The sequence below is a fragment of the Caulobacter sp. 73W genome (assembly GCF_041021955.1).
Taxonomy (GTDB): Bacteria; Pseudomonadota; Alphaproteobacteria; order Caulobacterales; family Caulobacteraceae; genus Caulobacter.
On sequence record NZ_CP158375.1, the window covers coordinates 163,365 to 179,848 of the forward strand.

General features: G+C 66.3%; 13 protein-coding genes and 1 pseudogene. 10 read left to right on the forward strand and 4 right to left on the reverse strand.

Features of this window, described 5'->3' with window-relative positions:
* The first annotated feature begins 30 nt into the window (after positions 1–30).
* Entirely contained in the window at positions 31–762 is a 732-nt protein-coding gene (locus tag ABOZ73_RS00775) for an NUDIX hydrolase (RefSeq protein ID WP_369059924.1), read from the forward strand.
* Between the two features lie 51 nt (positions 763–813).
* Here ABOZ73_RS00775 and ABOZ73_RS00780 read toward each other — a convergent pair whose 3' ends face one another.
* On the reverse strand, positions 814–1,359 hold the full coding sequence (locus tag ABOZ73_RS00780) for a hypothetical protein (protein WP_369059926.1): 546 nt from the start codon (positions 1,357–1,359) through the stop codon (positions 814–816).
* 110 nt (positions 1,360–1,469) lie between these two features.
* Here ABOZ73_RS00780 and rpmG point away from each other — a divergent pair, with 110 nt between their 5' ends.
* Together rpmG and ABOZ73_RS00790 are read left to right on the forward strand one after the other, a co-directional pair.
* Positions 1,470–1,637 (forward strand): 50S ribosomal protein L33, encoded by a 168-nt coding sequence (rpmG, locus tag ABOZ73_RS00785; protein WP_269716951.1) that lies wholly within the window; start codon positions 1,470–1,472, stop codon positions 1,635–1,637.
* Between the two features lie 86 nt (positions 1,638–1,723).
* Positions 1,724–2,509, forward strand: a complete 786-nt coding sequence (locus tag ABOZ73_RS00790; RefSeq protein ID WP_369059928.1) for a glutaminyl-peptide cyclotransferase — start codon at positions 1,724–1,726, stop codon at positions 2,507–2,509.
* A 7-nt stretch (positions 2,510–2,516) separates the two neighbouring features.
* Here ABOZ73_RS00790 and ABOZ73_RS00795 read toward each other — a convergent pair.
* Together ABOZ73_RS00795 and ABOZ73_RS00800 are read right to left on the reverse strand one after the other, a co-directional pair.
* A pseudogene (locus ABOZ73_RS00795) lies at positions 2,517–3,753 on the reverse strand (PleD family two-component system response regulator).
* A gap of 31 nt (positions 3,754–3,784) precedes the next feature.
* Entirely contained in the window at positions 3,785–4,150 is a 366-nt protein-coding gene (locus tag ABOZ73_RS00800; RefSeq protein WP_269716948.1) for a response regulator, read from the reverse strand.
* Between the two features lie 138 nt (positions 4,151–4,288).
* Here ABOZ73_RS00800 and ABOZ73_RS00805 point away from each other — a divergent pair, with 138 nt between their 5' ends.
* From ABOZ73_RS00805 to ABOZ73_RS00835, 7 genes are all read left to right on the forward strand, one after another.
* Positions 4,289–4,939 (forward strand): hypothetical protein, encoded by a 651-nt coding sequence (locus ABOZ73_RS00805; RefSeq protein ID WP_369059930.1) that lies wholly within the window; start codon positions 4,289–4,291, stop codon positions 4,937–4,939.
* The gene (locus tag ABOZ73_RS00810) at positions 4,936–6,207 is read left to right on the forward strand and encodes a DNA polymerase IV (protein WP_369062585.1); all 1,272 of its coding nucleotides are present in this window, start codon (positions 4,936–4,938) and stop codon (positions 6,205–6,207) included. Before ABOZ73_RS00805 ends, ABOZ73_RS00810 begins: the two co-directional genes overlap by 4 nt.
* A 128-nt stretch (positions 6,208–6,335) precedes the next feature.
* Positions 6,336–6,665, forward strand: coding sequence for an ATP-dependent Clp protease adapter ClpS (gene clpS / locus ABOZ73_RS00815; RefSeq protein WP_369059932.1), 330 nt, complete (start codon positions 6,336–6,338; stop codon positions 6,663–6,665).
* A gap of 8 nt (positions 6,666–6,673) precedes the next feature.
* A complete protein-coding gene (gene clpA / locus ABOZ73_RS00820) occupies positions 6,674–9,031 on the forward strand; it encodes an ATP-dependent Clp protease ATP-binding subunit ClpA (protein ID WP_369059933.1) in 2,358 nt (785 codons plus the stop codon).
* Between the two features lie 66 nt (positions 9,032–9,097).
* Positions 9,098–9,406 carry an NIPSNAP family protein gene (locus ABOZ73_RS00825; RefSeq protein WP_369059935.1) on the forward strand — a complete coding sequence of 103 codons (309 nt, stop codon included), beginning with the start codon at positions 9,098–9,100 and terminating at the stop codon, positions 9,404–9,406.
* Between the two features lie 76 nt (positions 9,407–9,482).
* Positions 9,483–11,477, forward strand: a complete 1,995-nt coding sequence (locus ABOZ73_RS00830) for an FkbM family methyltransferase (RefSeq protein WP_369059936.1) — start codon at positions 9,483–9,485, stop codon at positions 11,475–11,477.
* A gap of 163 nt (positions 11,478–11,640) precedes the next feature.
* A complete protein-coding gene (locus tag ABOZ73_RS00835; protein ID WP_369059937.1) occupies positions 11,641–14,604 on the forward strand; it encodes a TonB-dependent receptor in 2,964 nt (987 codons plus the stop codon).
* A gap of 9 nt (positions 14,605–14,613) precedes the next feature.
* Here ABOZ73_RS00835 and ABOZ73_RS00840 read toward each other — a convergent pair whose 3' ends face one another.
* A complete protein-coding gene (locus ABOZ73_RS00840; RefSeq protein WP_369059938.1) occupies positions 14,614–16,437 on the reverse strand; it encodes an ATP-binding protein in 1,824 nt (607 codons plus the stop codon).
* Positions 16,438–16,484: the final 47 nt, after the last annotated feature.

Genomic DNA, 16,484 nt, shown 5'->3' on the forward strand with positions numbered 1-16,484 from the left:
GCGGCAGCAGAACGGCCTAACCTGCCGCTCATGGCCGAACCGACTCTCGACGCCGAATACGACCCGCTCACCCACGGAGCCCTGCGCAAGGCCGGCGCCGGCGCGGTCGCCACCCGCCACGCCGCCACCCTGATCGTGGTCCGTCGGGACGGTCCTTCGCCCCGCGTCTTGATGGGACGCCGCAATGGCGGTCACGCCTTTATGCCCGGCAAGTGGGTGTTCCCGGGCGGGCGCGTTGATCGCACCGACTTCACCGCCCCGGCCGGCGCCGACCTGTCGCCCACGGTCGCGGCCCAGCTTTCGGACGCGCCCCGGCACAAGAGCCCCACCCTGCCGCGCGCCCTGGCCATGGCCGCGGTGCGGGAGACCTTCGAGGAGGCCGGCCTGCTGCTGGCCAAGCCGTCGCCCGCGCGCCCCGCAGCCGGCCCCTGGCGGGACTTCCTGGCCGCAGGCGCGGCGCCGGACCTGTCAGCCCTGACCTATGTGGCCCGCGCCATCACGCCGCCCTATCGCCCGCGCCGCTTCGACGCCCGCTTCTTCATGGCCGAGGCCGACCGCCTGATAAGCCTGGAGCGTCGCCCCGGCGACGGCGAACTGGATGAGATCGGTTGGCTGTCCCTCGACGAAGCCCTGGCCCTGGACGAACTGCCCGCCATCACCCGCTTTGTGGTTCAGGAGGTGGCCGAGCGCCTAAAGCAGCCCGACCGCCCGATCCCCTACATGCGCTTCCTCAACGGCCGCCGGAAGCTGGTCTATCTGTGATCTGACGGGGCGGGCATATGTACATATGAATCGCTCACCTCCACCCTCCCCTTACTCCGCCAGCGGCTTGCTCAGGTCGAACTGTACCCGGAAGTCGCGGTTCGGCCGGGCCAGGGTGTAGGTGAAGGTCTCGCCCGGGCGCACCTCCACGGACCACACATTGGTCACAGAGGCGGCGTTGCCCTTGGTCGTGAACAGGGTCTTCGAGAACGCGTCCGCCGGGAATGCCTGGCTTGTCGCCGAGCCGGCTTCGGCCGTGTCGCCGCCGTATTGGCTCAGGACGTCCTCGGTCCCGTCCTCGTGACGATGATCATGCTTCAGGCGCAGGCCGGCGTCTGTCCTGGTGATCACCCAGGTGCGGGACTTGTCGGCGCCCACATGAAACGGGATGCGGATCTGCGTCGCCGAGCAGTCGCGCACATGCATGGTCATGGGCTGGGACGCCATGGCCGCGTCGGCCGCGTCGCTGCTGACGAGTTTGCCGGCGAATCGCTTGCCGCACAGAGCGGTCAGGTTCTGGAAGAAGGCGTCTTGCGTAGGCGCGGCGCCGGGGGTGGAAAGAGCCGCAACGGCGGCCAGAACTGTGCTTGGGATCATGGTTACAGCCTAGATCGACTAAGGCGTTGACTTCCAGCGCTCCTTGAGTATTTTCCGCGCTCTCAAGTTTTTGGGCGCGCGGAGTTCGCGCTCCTGCGCAGGATTCGACCATGGCTAAACCGGCTTCCATCAAGATCCGCCTCAACTCGACGGCGGATACCGGGTTCTTCTACGTCGCGAAGAAGAACGCCCGCACCAAGACCGAGAAGCTCGTGCTGAAGAAGTACGACCCGGTCATCCGCAAGCACGTCGAATTCCGCGAAGGCAAGATCAAGTAAGATCGGCCTCAGCGCTGCTAGTTAAAGAACGCCCGGTCCCGCGACCGGGCGTTTTTCGTTTTGCGATCAGGCGCTAGGATGCCGACATGACGCGCCTTATCGGCCTCGCCGCCGCCCTCTGCTTGCTCACCGCCTGCGCGGCGCCCCCGGCCAAGGTCGAGGCCGCCACGCCCGAATATGGCTACCAGGTCGTCCAGACCCTGCCCCACGACCCCCAGTCCTTCACCCAGGGCCTGTTCTTCAAGGATGGGGTGTTCTTCGAGAGCACCGGCCAGCACGGGCAATCGTCGATCCGCAAGGTCGATCCCGCCACCGGCCGCGTCCTGAAGCTCCAGCCTCTGGACGAGCGCTACTTCGGCGAAGGAATCATCGACGCCGGCGACCGCCTCGTGCAACTCACCTGGCGGCACGAGGTCGGCTTCATCTACGGCCTCGACGACTTCGCCCCCCAGGGCCAGTTCGCCTATCCGGGCGAAGGCTGGGGCCTGACCCGCGACGCTGCGCGCCTGTTCATGAGCGACGGCACCGCCGACATCCGCATTCTCGATCCCCAGACCCTCAAGGAAACCGGCCGCATCCGCGTAACCGACTCCGCTGGACGTCCCGTGGACCAGCTGAACGAACTGGAATGGGTGAAGGGCGAGATCTACGCCAACATCTGGCAGACCGACCTGATCGCCCGCATCGACCCAGTCAGCGGCAAGGTCGTGGGCTGGATCAACCTGTCGGGCCTGTTGCCCGCCGCCGACCGCCCCGGGGCCGACGTCCTGAACGGCATCGCCTATGACGCCGCAACCGACCGCCTGTTCGTCACCGGCAAGCTGTGGCCCAAGCTGTTCGAGATCAAACTGACGGCGCCAGCCAAGCCCTAAACCGGCCTCAGGAAGTGCGGGCGATCACCCGGTTGCGGCCCGACGCCTTGGCTTCATAGACAGCGCTGTCGGCCCGCTTCAGCAGCGCCTCGGGCGTGTCGGTCTCGTCCAGGGTCGCCGCCACGCCGATGGAGATGGTGGCGGTTAGAAGCTCGGTCCCGCCCGCCACGCGGAACGGAGAGCCCGCCACGTGGGTGCGGATACGTTCGGCGATCCGTTCGGCGTCCTCGATCCGGGTGTCGGGCATGATCACCGTGAACTCCTCGCCGCCATAGCGGCAAGGCAGGTCGATGGCGCGGACGTTGGACGCCAGACGCACGGCGAACTCGCGCAGCACCTCGTCGCCCACGTCATGGCCGAAGGTGTCGTTGATCTGCTTGAAGTGATCGATGTCGATCATCATCGCCGCCACCGGCTCGCCGCCCCGCACGGCGCGCGTCACCAGCGCCCCCAGCTGCCCCACCATGTAGCGACGGTTGTGCAGCCCGGTCAGCTGGTCGGTGACCGCCAGCTCCAGCGAATGGTCCAGATTGTCGCGCAGGAAGTCGGTGTAGCGCTTGCGCTTGATCTGGGTCCGCGCCCGCGCCGCCAGCTCCTGCGGATCGATGGGCTTGGTCAGGATGTCGTTGACCCCGATCTCCAGCGCCTTGACCAGCCGGGCACGGTCGTCCGGATCGACGATGGTGATCACCGGAATATGCCGCGTCGCCTCGTCCGAGCGCATGGCGGCGGCGAAACGCAGGCCGTCGAAGGCCTTGGCCGTGGCGTTGACCAGCACCAGGTCCACGGGACCGCGGCTGGCCACCTGGGCCTTGTCCACCTCGCGCTCCCAGACAGGGCGATGGTCGATGGTCAGGTCGTCGATCAGGCGCTGGGCCTGGCGTTCGTTGTCGTCGACGATCAGCACGCGCCCGCCGGTGCCGCCCAGGCGCGCCGCGGCGCCGGCGATGACCCCGATGCGGCGGCCCGAGGCCTCGCGCTGGCGCAACTCGTCGATCACCAGCTTAAGCCGCGTCAGGCTGCGCACGCGCGCCATCAGCAGGGCATCGTCGATCGGCTTGGTGAGGAAGTCGTCGGCCCCGGCTTCCAGGCCCGCGATCCGGTCGGCCCGTCCGTCCAGGGCGGTGACCAGGACCACGGGGATGTGGCGCGTGGCTGACGTCGTAATACTCCGCCGTCAGCTTGGCTTCGAGCAGACGGACATTGGCCTCGATGTCATCGACGACCAGAATGCGCGCGCTCACAGTTCCCCCTCAGCTCGGATACGGCGCCTGATTAGCCCAGGAAGCGCCGAATCGTCTCGAGGAAGTGTGATACTGAAATCGGCTTGGAGATATAGGCCTCGCAACCGCCTTCACGGATGCGCTCCTCGTCGCCCTTCATGGCGAACGCGGTCACGGCGACGACCGGGATGTGCGAAAGGTCGTCGTCTTCCTTCAGCCACTTGGTGACCTCCAGCCCGGAAATTTCCGGCAGCTGGATGTCCATGAGGATCAGGTCCGGGCGGTGCTCACGCGCCATGGCCAACGCCTGAAGACCCTCGCGGGTCTCCAGGGTATCGTAACCCTGGGCCTCGAGCAGATCATGAAAGAGCTTCATGTTCAGCTCGTTATCCTCGACGATGAGGACCTTCTTCGTCATCCTGACTCCGAACGCGGCGGCCAGCGCGGGAAACGGTCCGCGCCATCTACGGCTTGCCTAGGTGCCACGGATATCCTTAAGCCCGCGCTAATTACGATCGAAACGGGACATTTGTTGTCCCACAATGGGAGACAGAGGGTGGATCAGCGGGTTTCAGACCTTGAGGCCGCCCACGTCGATCCTCATGCGCCCCTGCTGATCGTGGACGTGGACGAGGTCATCGCCCATTTCGTCGGCGGCTTTTCCGCCTTTCTCGACCGGCACGGCTTCGAGCTGCGCACCGACCGCTACGCCCTGTTCCAGAACATCTTTCGGCCGGGCGAGGCCGAACATCTCGACATGGCGCTCGGCTACCAGCTCTACAACGACTTCTTCAGCGAGGGGACGGACTTCCTGCCCCCGGTGGATGGCGCCGCCGACGCCCTGGCCACCCTGTCGACCCGCGCCGCCGTGGTCATTCTGACCAACGCCCCCGAATGCGGCCGCCATCCCCGCGCCGCCTGGCTGAAGAAGCACGGCTTCGACTATCCCATGGTCATCGGCTCGGGCCCCAAGGGCGAACCGGCCGCCGCCCTGGCCGCCCGCACGACCGGCCCCGTCGCCTTCATCGACGACCTTCTGCCCAATCTTGATTCGGTGGAGCAGATCGCGCCGGCCATCAGCCGCTTCCAGATCGTCGCCCATCCGGAGCTGCGCCACCTGGCCCCCGCCGCGCCCGACCGCCACGCCCGCTTCCATGAATGGTCCGAGCTGCACCCGGCGTTGGAGAAGGCGCTTTGGCCGGCCTGACAGCGATTTGCCGCGACTGCGGCTGGACGGGCGACAAGGGCGGCCTCGCCTCCCCGCGCCGCTGCCCCACCTGCAAGAGCTTCCGCGTCGTCGCCCATGAGGAGCTGGCGTCGCTGTCCATGGCCCACATGGACTGCGACGCCTTCTACGCCTCGGTCGAAAAGCGCGACAATCCGGAGCTGCGCGACCTGCCCGTCATCGTCGGCGGCGGAAGGCGCGGGGTGGTCACGACCGCCTGCTACATCGCCCGGGTCAGCGGCGCGCGCTCGGCCATGCCCATGTTCAAGGCCTTGGCGCTGTGCCCCAACGCCGTGGTCATCAAGCCCAATTTCGCCAAGTACAAGGAAGCCTCGCGCGCCATCTTCGGTCGCGTCGAGCAGCTGACGCCCCTTGTGCAGCGCCTGTCCCTGGACGAGGCCTGGATCGACCTGTCGGGCACCGAGCGCCTGCACGGCGCCCCGCCGGCCATCATCCTGGCCCAGCTGCAGGCCGAGATTGAACGCGATGTCGGCCTGACCGTTTCAGTCGGCCTGGCCCCCAACAAGTTCCTGGCCAAGATCGCCTCGGATCTCGACAAGCCGCGCGGCTTTTCCGTGATCGGCGAGAAGGAAGCCAAGAGCTTCCTCGCCTCCCGCCCCATCGCCATCCTGCCGGGCGTCGGCCCCGCCTCGGTCAAGTCCATGGAGGCCCAGGGTTTCCGGACCGTCGGCGACCTGGCGGACGCCGACCCCAAGGACCTGGTCAGGCGCTTCGGCGCCCACGGCCTGCGCCTGTCGCAGCTGGCGCAGGGGCGCGACGCCCGCGCCGTCGACCCCGATCACAGCCGCAAGACCATCAGCGCCGAGACCACCTTCAACGACGACCTGCACCGTCTGTCCGACCTTGAGGACATGCTGTGGCCCCTCTGCGAGAAGGTCGCCCGTCAGGCTCGGGCCGAAGGCGTCGCCGGCCGCGTCGCCGCGCTGAAGTTGCGCACTCCTGACTTCAAGATCCACACCCGCCGCCGCACCCTCGCCGTCCCCACCCAGACGGCCAAGACCCTGTTCACCGTCGTGCGCGAGCTGCTGCAGGCCGAACCCGCCGGTGTGGCCTATCGCCTCATTGGCGCCGGCCTCACCGAATTCGTCGACGCCGAGCAGGCCGCCTCGGACTTCTTCGCCGGCGAAGAGCGCCGCGCCTTGTCGGGCGAGCGAGCCATGGACGCCCTGCGCGCCAAGTTCGGCGCCGACGCCCTGGTCACCGGACGTGCGCTGCGCCGCAAAAAGTGATCGTTTCCCACACCCATTTCGCCTTCGCGAAAAAGATGTGGTGACGAGGACCCTTCCAATGCGCCGCGCTTTTCATATCTAATCCCCAGAACGACGGACTGCTTCGTCCTGTCGGGAGACCTTGATTGATGCCGGAGCGCGCGGGCGTAGGACAGAACAACGGGGCGGGTTCGGCCATCGTCACTCAGACGAAACCGAAGACGCAGAAGCCTTCGCTGTACCGCGTGCTCATCCTGAACGACGACTACACGCCGATGGAATTCGTCGTGTACGTCCTCGAACGCTTCTTCAACAAGAACCGCGAGGAAGCGACTCGCATCATGCTCCACGTTCATCAGAACGGCGTCGGGGTGTGCGGCGTGTTCACTTACGAAGTCGCGGAAACCAAGGTCGCCCAAGTCACGGATACAGCTCGCCGGCACCAGCATCCGCTGCAGTGCACTATGGAAAAGGACTAGGAGACCGGATGCCGTCTTTTTCTCGTCCGCTCGAGGAATCCCTGCATCGCGCGGTGGCTTACGCCAACCAGCGCAAACATGAATACGCGACGCTTGAGCACCTGCTGCTCTCGCTCACCGACGACGAGGACGCCGCCGGGGTGATGCGCGCGTGCGACGTCGATCTCGCCGCCCTCAAGAAAAGCCTCACCAACTATCTCGACGTGGAGCTGAAGTCTCTCATCGTCGAGGACGGTGAAGACGCCAAACCCACCGCCGGCTTTCAGCGCGTAATCCAGCGCGCCGTCATCCACGTCCAGTCTTCGGGCCGCGACGAGGTGTCGGGCGCCAACGTGCTCGTCGCCATCTTCTCCGAACGTGAAAGCCACGCCGCCTACTTCCTGCAGGAACAGGACATGACGCGGTACGATGCGGTGAACTTCATCGCTCACGGCATCGCCAAGAAGGCCGGCGCTTCCGAGACCAAGGCCACCAAGGGGGCCGCCGCCGTCGAGAATGACGAGGACAAGCCCGCCGTTAAGACCGGCGGCGAGGCTCTCGAAGCCTATTGCGTCGATCTCAACGAGAAGGCCAAGCAGGGCAAGGTCGATCCGCTCATCGGTCGTTCGGCCGAGGTCGAGCGCGCGATCCAGATCCTGTGCCGCCGCACCAAGAACAACCCGCTGCTCGTGGGCGACCCCGGCGTGGGCAAGACCGCCATCGCCGAGGGCCTGGCCCGCAAGATCATCACCGGCCAGGTGCCGGAGGTGCTGGCGCAGGCCACCATCTTCTCGCTCGACATGGGCGCGTTGCTGGCCGGCACCCGCTACCGCGGCGACTTCGAGGAACGCGTCAAGCAGGTGGTCAAGGAACTGGAGAACCACCCCAACGCGGTGCTCTTCATCGACGAGATCCACACCGTCATCGGCGCCGGCGCCACCAGCGGCGGGGCCATGGACGCCTCCAACCTGCTGAAGCCGGCCCTGGCCTCGGGCACGCTGCGCTGCATGGGATCGACGACCTACAAGGAGTTTCGTCAGCACTTCGAGAAGGATCGCGCCCTGGTGCGTCGCTTCCAGAAGATCGACGTGAACGAGCCGACGGTCGAGGACACGATCAAGATCCTCAAGGGCCTGAAGACCTACTACGAGGACTTCCACAAGCTGAAGTACACTAACGACGCCCTGAAGGTCGCCGTTGAGTTGTCGGCCCGCTACATCACCGACCGCAAGCTGCCGGATAAGGCCATCGACGTGATCGACGAGGCCGGCGCCTCGCAGATGCTGCTGCCGGAAGGCCGCCGCAAGAAGACCCTGGGCGTCAAGGAGATCGAAGGCGTCGTCGCCAAGATCGCCCGCATTCCGCCGAAGTCGGTCTCCAAGACCGACACCGAGGCCCTGCGTCAGCTGGAAACCGATCTGAAGCGCGCGGTGTTCGGGCAGGACGACGCCCTGGTGCAGCTGTCCAGCGCCATGAAGCTGGCTCGCGCCGGCCTTCGTGACCCGAACAAGCCCATCGGCTGCTACCTGTTCACTGGCCCCACGGGCGTCGGCAAGACCGAAGCCGCCAAGCAGCTGGCCTCCACCCTCGGCATCGAGATGCTCCGCTTCGACATGTCCGAGTACATGGAGCGCCACACGGTCAGCCGCCTCATCGGCGCGCCTCCTGGCTATGTGGGCTTCGACCAGGGCGGCCAGCTGACCGACGCCGTCGATCAGCACCCGCACGCCATCGTCCTCCTCGACGAGATCGAGAAGGCGCACCAGGACGTCTACAACATCCTGCTGCAGGTGATGGACAACGGCGCCCTGACCGACAGCAACGGCAAGAAGGTCGATTTCCGCAACGTGGTCCTGATCATGACCACCAACGCCGGCGCCTCTGACGCCCAACGCCAATCGATCGGCTTCGGCCGCGGCAAGGTGGACGGCGAGGAAGAAGCGGCCCTGAAGCGGATCTTCACGCCGGAGTTCCGCAACCGCCTGGACGCCATCGTGACGTTCAAGCCGCTGAACCAGGACGTCATTCGCCAGGTCGTGCAGAAGTTCGTCATGCAGCTGGAGGCCCAACTGGCCGACCGCAACGTGACCATCGAACTGTCCGACGACGCGGCCGACTGGCTGGCCAAGAACGGCTTCGACGAGCTCTACGGCGCCCGTCCGCTGGCTCGCGTCATCCAGGAGCACATCAAGAAGCCCCTGGCCGACGACATCCTGTTCGGACGTCTCGCCAAGGGCGGCCACGTCAAGGTCATCCTCAAGGACGCCAAGATCGCCTTCGAGATCGACGACGCGGCCGTTGGCCCTGATGCCGCTGACGACGCCACGGACGAGGCCCCTTCGCCTCCCCGTCGTCGCCGCAAGAAGCCAGACGACGCTCTGGCCTAGGGACTGACTTTCACACGGGAGGCGCTATGCGGCGCCTCCCGTTTTCGTTTCCGACAGGAGCGCCGGATGATCACCTGCGTCGTCGAATACGTGATTGATCCCGCCAAGCTGGAGGCTTTCGAGCGTTTCGCTCAGGCGTGGATGAAGCTGGTGAACCAGCATGGCGGAACACACCACGGCTACTTCCTGCCTTCCGAGGGCGCCAGCGACCGCGCGCTCGCGCTCTTCAGCTTCGAAAGCCTGGCCGCCTATGAGCTGTACCGAAAGCGCTTCGACTTCGATCCTGACTTCGTCGCCGCCGACCAGATCCGTGATGAAAGCGGATGCGTTCTGCGCCACGAACGCACCTTCATGCGTCCGCTGACGCCAGACTGACGCAGGCTTTCTCGAATTAGGCGCCGCCCCACGCGATAGTCATGGATACCTCGTGAACCCGCGTTAGATTAGCGCCATGATTGATTCCGAGTATCGGCGAGCGGCTAGCGTGCACCTGGCCAAGTCCTTGACTTGGTCGCTGCCAACGCCCGAGGCGTTGCTGGGAACAATTCCGCCCCAGCACTTCGAGTACATCGTCCAGGTACTGCGCCACGAACGGTTCGACCGTTTCCAATCCATGCGAAGCCTCGCCGAAGCCGTGCGTGCCGTCGTCGGCGACGACCCCCTGTTCATCACCTGCGCCTACGAGGGAGTTGCCGCCGCGGAGATGGGCGATTTCAGCCATGCCTTCGAATGCCTGCAGGCGGCGGTTCAGGGGGCTCCGCGCGCCGCGCCGCACCACCACAACTGCGCTATCCTGATCCTTCGCGCGCAGGCTGATCCAGCCGTCGCCGCGACCTGCTTCGAACGAGCCGTCGCCTGCAATCCCAGCCACGTCGAGGCGTGGGAAGGCCTGGCCGTGGTCACTCTCCAGACCGGCGCCTGGGATCGATGCGCCGCGGCCGCGAACCAGGCGGTCGCCACGAGCGAGGGGCGAAGCGTCGTCGGAGCCCTATGCCTGGCCGCCGCGCAGGAGCGCCTGGGCCGCCCGACGGACAACACCTTCGCCGCCTTCGATGCGTCGCCCGCGATCCCTCCGCTGCGGATCGACGCCGAGCAGCCGACGATCCTGACGCTGGCCTTGGACGATGACGGCGTCGATGAAGCGCTGCGGCTCGCCAGCTCCATGGGTGAAGTCGCAGCGGACTGGCGTCTGCATGTTCTCGCCTGCAACCCCTCGCCATCCGCCCTGGCGGTCTTGAACGCCGCCGCCGAACAGCCGACCGTCTCCTGGTCCGCGGAACACCTGATCGGCTCCACCCAGGATGATCTGCGGGCCCTGGCCGCGTGGACGGCGATGGCGCGCTTGAAGGAACTATCCGCCACGCCAGGCGGCGACCTCATCTTCACGCCGCCCTCCTCTATCGTGCGGGATTCGCCGGAGACGCTCCTGCCGAGCCTGGACGAGGGCGTCGCCGTGCGGGTCGTCGACGGGCTGCTATGGGATCAGATCGACAGCCAGGCGATCGCCGTCCGGCGCGGCCCGGCGGCCCACGCATTCCTGAACGAGGCTCTTAGGGCGATGTCAGGCCCCTGGCGCTCGACGCCGCTGGCCCTGGGCGTCGGCCTTTGGCGAGCCTTCACCCGGCATGGCGCAAGACGCCTGACCGACGACGATCTGAACATCCTCGTGAAAGGACCACCCATCCAACGCGAGGTCGCCGGCGCTGGCGATATGAACGAAGTCCTCCAGTCGCGCTTCGGCCCCATGGTCCTCAACCGCCACGACCTCTATGTCACCGCCGGGGTGCGCGAGACGGGGTCGTGGTCCGGGGACGAACTCGATTTGTTGTCTCAGTTGATCAAGCCGGGGCAGACCGTCCTCGATGTCGGCGCCAACATGGGCAGCCATACCCTGGCCTTCTGCAATTTCGTCGGCCCGCAGGGACGCGTCTACGCCTTCGAGCCCCAGCGTGTGATGTTCCAGTCGATGGTCGCCAGCGTCGCGATGAACAGTTGGGCCAATGCCTGGTGCCACATGGCCGCTGTCGGCGCTGAACCCGGCTTCATCGAGGTGCCGGAGGTCTCCTATGACCGGCCCAGCAACTTCGGGATCATGTCGCTGGTGTCCGGGTGGGAGGGCGCCGACAACCTACCCGTGGCGCAAAGGAGCGACACCGTCCCGGTGCTCACCATCGACGGCCTCAATCTGTCGGCGTGCGATCTGATCAAGATCGACGTGGAAGGCATGGAGAAAGACGTGCTGACCGGCGCGAGCGACACCCTGCGGACCCTGCGCCCGATCCTCTACATGGAATGCCACCGCGCCCCCGGCGGCGAACCGCCCAGCCTGACCCTGCTCAAGAGCTTCGGCTACCGCGCCTGGTGGCACGGACACAGCGGGTCTCAGAACGTCGTGGCCTTCCCCTCTGAACGGGCCCCGGCCACCCTCGGGCTTGAAGAGGCCTAAGCCCTGGCGCGAAGGCTGCTCATGAAATTCCCACGTTCGTCAAAAGTCACGAATGTGTCGTCGGCGTCATAGATTCCACCTCCGCGCGACGAGTACCCTGAACTCAGAATCACCCTTCGAGGTGACGGAGGATGCCTGAGGGGGCGTCCATTGGGGACACATCATGACGATCACGCGTTCGGGTCTGCTTTGCGCAAGCGCTCTAGCCAGCGCCTTCTCTCTCGGCGTGGCGGCTCCGGCCCTGGCCCAGGACGCCAGTTCAGATATCTCCGAAGTCGTGGTCACCGGCTCGCGGATCGCCCGCAAGGACTACGTCTCCGAAAGCCCTATCGTCACCATCGGTCGCGACCAGATCACAGCCACCGGCATGGTCACGATCGAGAACACCCTCAACCAGCTGCCCCAGTTCGTCGCCTCGAACGGCGCCGGGACGAACACCACCAACTTCGTCACCACCCCCGGTCAGGCCTACGCCAACCTGCGCGGCCTGGGCCCAACCCGCACACTGGTCCTGCTCGACGGTCGGCGCATGGTCGCCGGCAATCCCAACGCCGTGGTGGACCTCAATACAGTTCCGACCTTCCTGATCGAGAACATCGAGACGATCACCGGCGGCGCATCGGCGGTCTATGGCTCCGACGCCATCGCCGGCGTGGTCAACTTCAAGCTCAAGCGCGACTTCGAAGGCTTCCAGCTCGACGCCCAGTACGGCCTGACAGATGAAAGCGACGCCGCCCAGACCAGCGTCAGCCTCGGCTGGGGCAAGAACTTCCAGCGCGGCAACATCGCCGTCGTCGGCAGCTACGAGGAGCGCGAAGGCCTGGTGGCTTCGGACCGCGACTGGGCGGCCATCGGCTATTCGGTCCTCAACACCGGCCTTACGCCATCGGGCGCAGCAACCATCCCGGATGGCCGCTTCGATCCGACCTCCAACGCCGGCGGCGCGACCAATCTGCCGACCCAGGCAGCCATGGACGCGGTGTTCGCACGCTATGGCCTGGCCGCCGGCTCGGTGGCCCGCGGCGCCAATCTCAGCTTCAACAGCGACGGCACGCTGTTCTCGACCTCCCCGGTGCGCAATTACCGCGGCGTCCAGATGCCCGGTTACGATCCGTCCAGCTACACCTTAAACAGCGCCGACTACCGCTACCTGAATCTGCCGCTGGAACGCTGGTCGCTGTTCGCCACCGGACGCTATGACGTAAGCGACAAGATCGAGGCCTACGGCACGGTCTCCTACGTCAGCTACGACGTTTCCCGCCAGCTCGGCCCGGCCTCGGCGTCCGATGGCGCGCCTCCCGGGCCGGACATCGTGGTGCCGACCACCAACCCCTACATCCCCGAGGACCTGCGCACCCTGCTCGCCTCGCGGGCTAGTCCGACCGCAGCCTTCTATCCGCGCCGCGCCTTCAGCGAGGTGGGCGGCCGTCTGTCGGAAAACACCTACGAGACCTTCCAGATCGTCGCCGGCCTGCGCGGCGATGTCGGCGTGCGCGACTGGAAGTGGGACGTCTACGCCAGCTACGGCGAGATGAACCATACGGAGGAGCAATCGGGTAACGTCAGCCGCGCCGCCATGCGCACCCTGACCTTCGCCGCTGACGGCGGCGCCTCCATCTGCGGCGGCTTCAACATCTTCGGCGCCGGCAAGGTCAGCCCGGGCTGCGCCGCCTACATCGCCCGCGATGTGGCCAATGACACTTCGATCACCCAGGGCGTGGTGGAAGGCTACGTCACCGGCGGCCTGTTCGCCCTGCCCGCCGGCGACCTGAAGTTCTCGGTCGGCGGCCAGTATCGCGAGGACGAGTTCGACTACGCCCCCGACGCCCTACTCCAGGGGCCCGACCTCGTCGGCTTCAACCCGGCCGTGCCGGTGAAGGGCGAGATCTCGTCCAAGGAGCTCTACGGCGAACTGCTGATCCCGCTGCTGGTCGACATGCCGTTGGCGCGCAGCTTGGAGATCGGCCTCGGCGGCCGCATCGCCGACTACAACACCATCGGCACGGCCAAGGCGTGGAAGGCGGACGGCACTTGGCGTCCGATCGACTCCCTGCTGTTCCGCGGCGGCTATCAGCGCGCCGTCCGCGCGCCCAACATCGCCGAGCTGTTCTCGCCGCAATCTCTCGGCTTCTCCGGCGTCGGCACGCCGGGTGGCGCGACCACGGCGGGCGACCCCTGCGACATGCGCTCGTCGTTCCGTGCGGGAGCGAACGCCAGCCAGGTTCAGGCGCTCTGCCTCGCCCAAGGCCTTCCCTCGGGCATCTACCAGAATTTCCAGCAGGCCTCGACGCAGGTGGAAATCCTGACCGGCGGCAATCCGAACCTGACCGAAGAAACCGCCGACAGCTTCACCGTCGGCGCCGTCTGGTCGCCCAAGGTCGACCAGCCCTTCCTGCGCCGCCTCAGCCTCGCGGTCGACTACTACGACATCGAGGTCAAGGACATGGTCGGCACCCTCGCCGTAGCGAACATCGTGCCGTCCTGCTTCAACAGCGACGGCTCCAACCCAACGTACGACCCGAACAATTTCTACTGCTCGCTGTTCCGCCGCCTGCCCAACGGCAACATCACCGGCGTCCAGCTGAACCAGGTGAACCTCGCCGGCCAGAAGACCTCGGGCGTCGATGTTCAGTTCGACTGGGGCTTCGACCTCTCCGACCTGGGCCTGCCGGCCTCCGCGGGCGATCTGGCGTTCAACGTGGTCGTCAGCAAGCTGGAAGAGTTCAAGAAGCAGAACCGCCCTGGCACGGCCTTCGTCGAATACGCCGGCAGCATCGGCGGCGACCTGTCCGGCGCGACGCTGCCGGAATGGAAGTCGACCTCGTCGGTGACCTATTCGGTCGGCCCGATCCGCGCCAGCCTGCGCTGGCGGCACATCGACGGCATGCTGGACACCCGCAGCATCCCGGTGTTCAGCGCCACCGCCCTGAACGCGCCCAAGTACGACATCTTCGACGTCTTCGGGACCTGGACGCTGGACGAGCGCGCCACCCTGCGGTTCGGCGTCAACAACATCGGCGACAAGAGCCCGCCCTATTATACGAGCTACTCCAACTCCAACACTGACCCGTCGACCTATGACGTGCTGGGGCGCCGGTTCTTCTTCGGCGTCAACGCCAGGTTCTGATCAGGCGAGCTAGGCCCGGGCGGCCGTCTGCCCGGCGCCCTGTCCGCTCAGCACCCGCTCGATGACGGTCAACAGGTGGTCCAGGTCGATGGGCTTGGCGATGTAGTCGTCCATCCCCGCCGCCAGATAGGCCTGGGTCTCATGGCTCAGCACGCTGGCGGTGATCGCCACGATGGGCGTGCGCTCGCGTCCCTTGGACGCCTCGGCCGCGCGGATACGGCGGGTCGCGGTCAGGCCGTCCATGCGCGGCATGTGGATGTCCATCAGGATCAGGTCCCACCGCTCGCTGTCCCACGCGGCCAGAACGTCCTCGCCGCCCTCGGCCATGGCGCATTCGATGCCAAATTGGCGCAGCAGGGTCTGGATCACCAGCCGGTTGGTGGCGTTGTCGTCAGCCACCAGCACCCGCAGGTCCTCCAGCGGCGCGTCGCTCAGGCTGGCCTGCTCGACCCGGCCCTTGCTGGCTTCTTCCGGATCGGCGACGGGCAGCGGCGTGTCGAAGGTGAAGCACGAGCCTTCGCCTGGCTTGCTGTCGAAGTAGATCGACCCGCCCATCAGGCCGATGATCTCCTTGCAGATTGCCAGGCCCAGCCCCGTGCCCCCGAACCGCCGCGTGGTCGATGCGTCCGCCTGGACGAACTTCTCGAACAGGCGCGGCGCCTGATCCCCGGCGATGCCGACCCCGGTATCCGTGACATTGCAGAGCATCTGATCGCCAGCGCAGACGATCGTCGCGGTGACCGAGCCCTTCTCAGTGAATTTCAGCGCGTTGGACAACAGGTTGCTCAGCACCTGGCGCAGACGTGCTTCGTCGCCGAGCCGCCAGCGAGCGCCGCCATCGTCCAGAGTCAGGCTGAACGCGAGCCCCTTCTCCTTGGCCAGCGCCTTGTAGAGGTCGCCCAACTCCTTGGTGAACGCCCGCAGGTCGAAGACCGTCTCTGACAGCTCCAACCGTCCGGCCTCGATTTTGGAGATATCCAGCACGGTATTGATCAGACCCAGCAGCGCATGGCCCGAGCCCCGGATGGTCTCGAGGCGCGCGCGCTGGGTGGCGTCCAAAGGACCGTGGGCCATGGCCTGTGCCATCCCCAGCACCCCGTTCAAGGGCGTGCGCAGCTCGTGCGTAATGGTCGCCAGAAACTCGGTCTTGGCCCGATTGGCCGCCTGTTCGCGCAGGGCCAGCTCATGAGCGCGCCGACGCCAGGCCTCGGTGCGAGACAGTTCGTGCTCGATCTGGCGGTTCAACGCCTCGGTCGCCAGGCGCGCCCGCACCTCACGGGTGATAGCCCCGCGCATCAGGGCGGCCATGCCGATCGCGGCGAAAGCACCGGCCAGGGCGATGAACTGATACTGCTCACCGATCCCCGGCCCCGCCATATCGGCCAGGGCGATCATGCTGCCCAGCGACAGGGCCACGCTCGCATAGACCACTCGACGGCTTGGTCCCGACGTGGCGAAGGCCATGGCCATCAACACGAAGTAGACCAGCTTGTGGGTCTCCAGCGGATGGGTCTGCAGATAGACGAGCACATTGCCGAACAGCGCGGCGTTGCCGACCAAGGCGCCAATCTCCAGCCGCCACAGGCGGGTATTGGGCTTCGACACCCACTTCCAGGCGACAAGGCAGGCCGCGACGGCGCTGGCGGACAGAGCAACCAGCAGCCAGAGCAGCGAGCCCTTCTCGACGCCGGCGTGTACGGCGGTGATCAGCGAATAGTAGCCCGCGACGGCCAGAAGATAGGTCCGCACCACGGGCGAATAGAACGTCGCCAGCTCCTGGGTCGGGAGCGGTGCGTCCTTTGGTCTTCGGAACGGGTTGAGGCTCTGGATCATGGCGTTCAGCCACAGCAAAACCCGTGTGCGATTTAGATTACATGAAT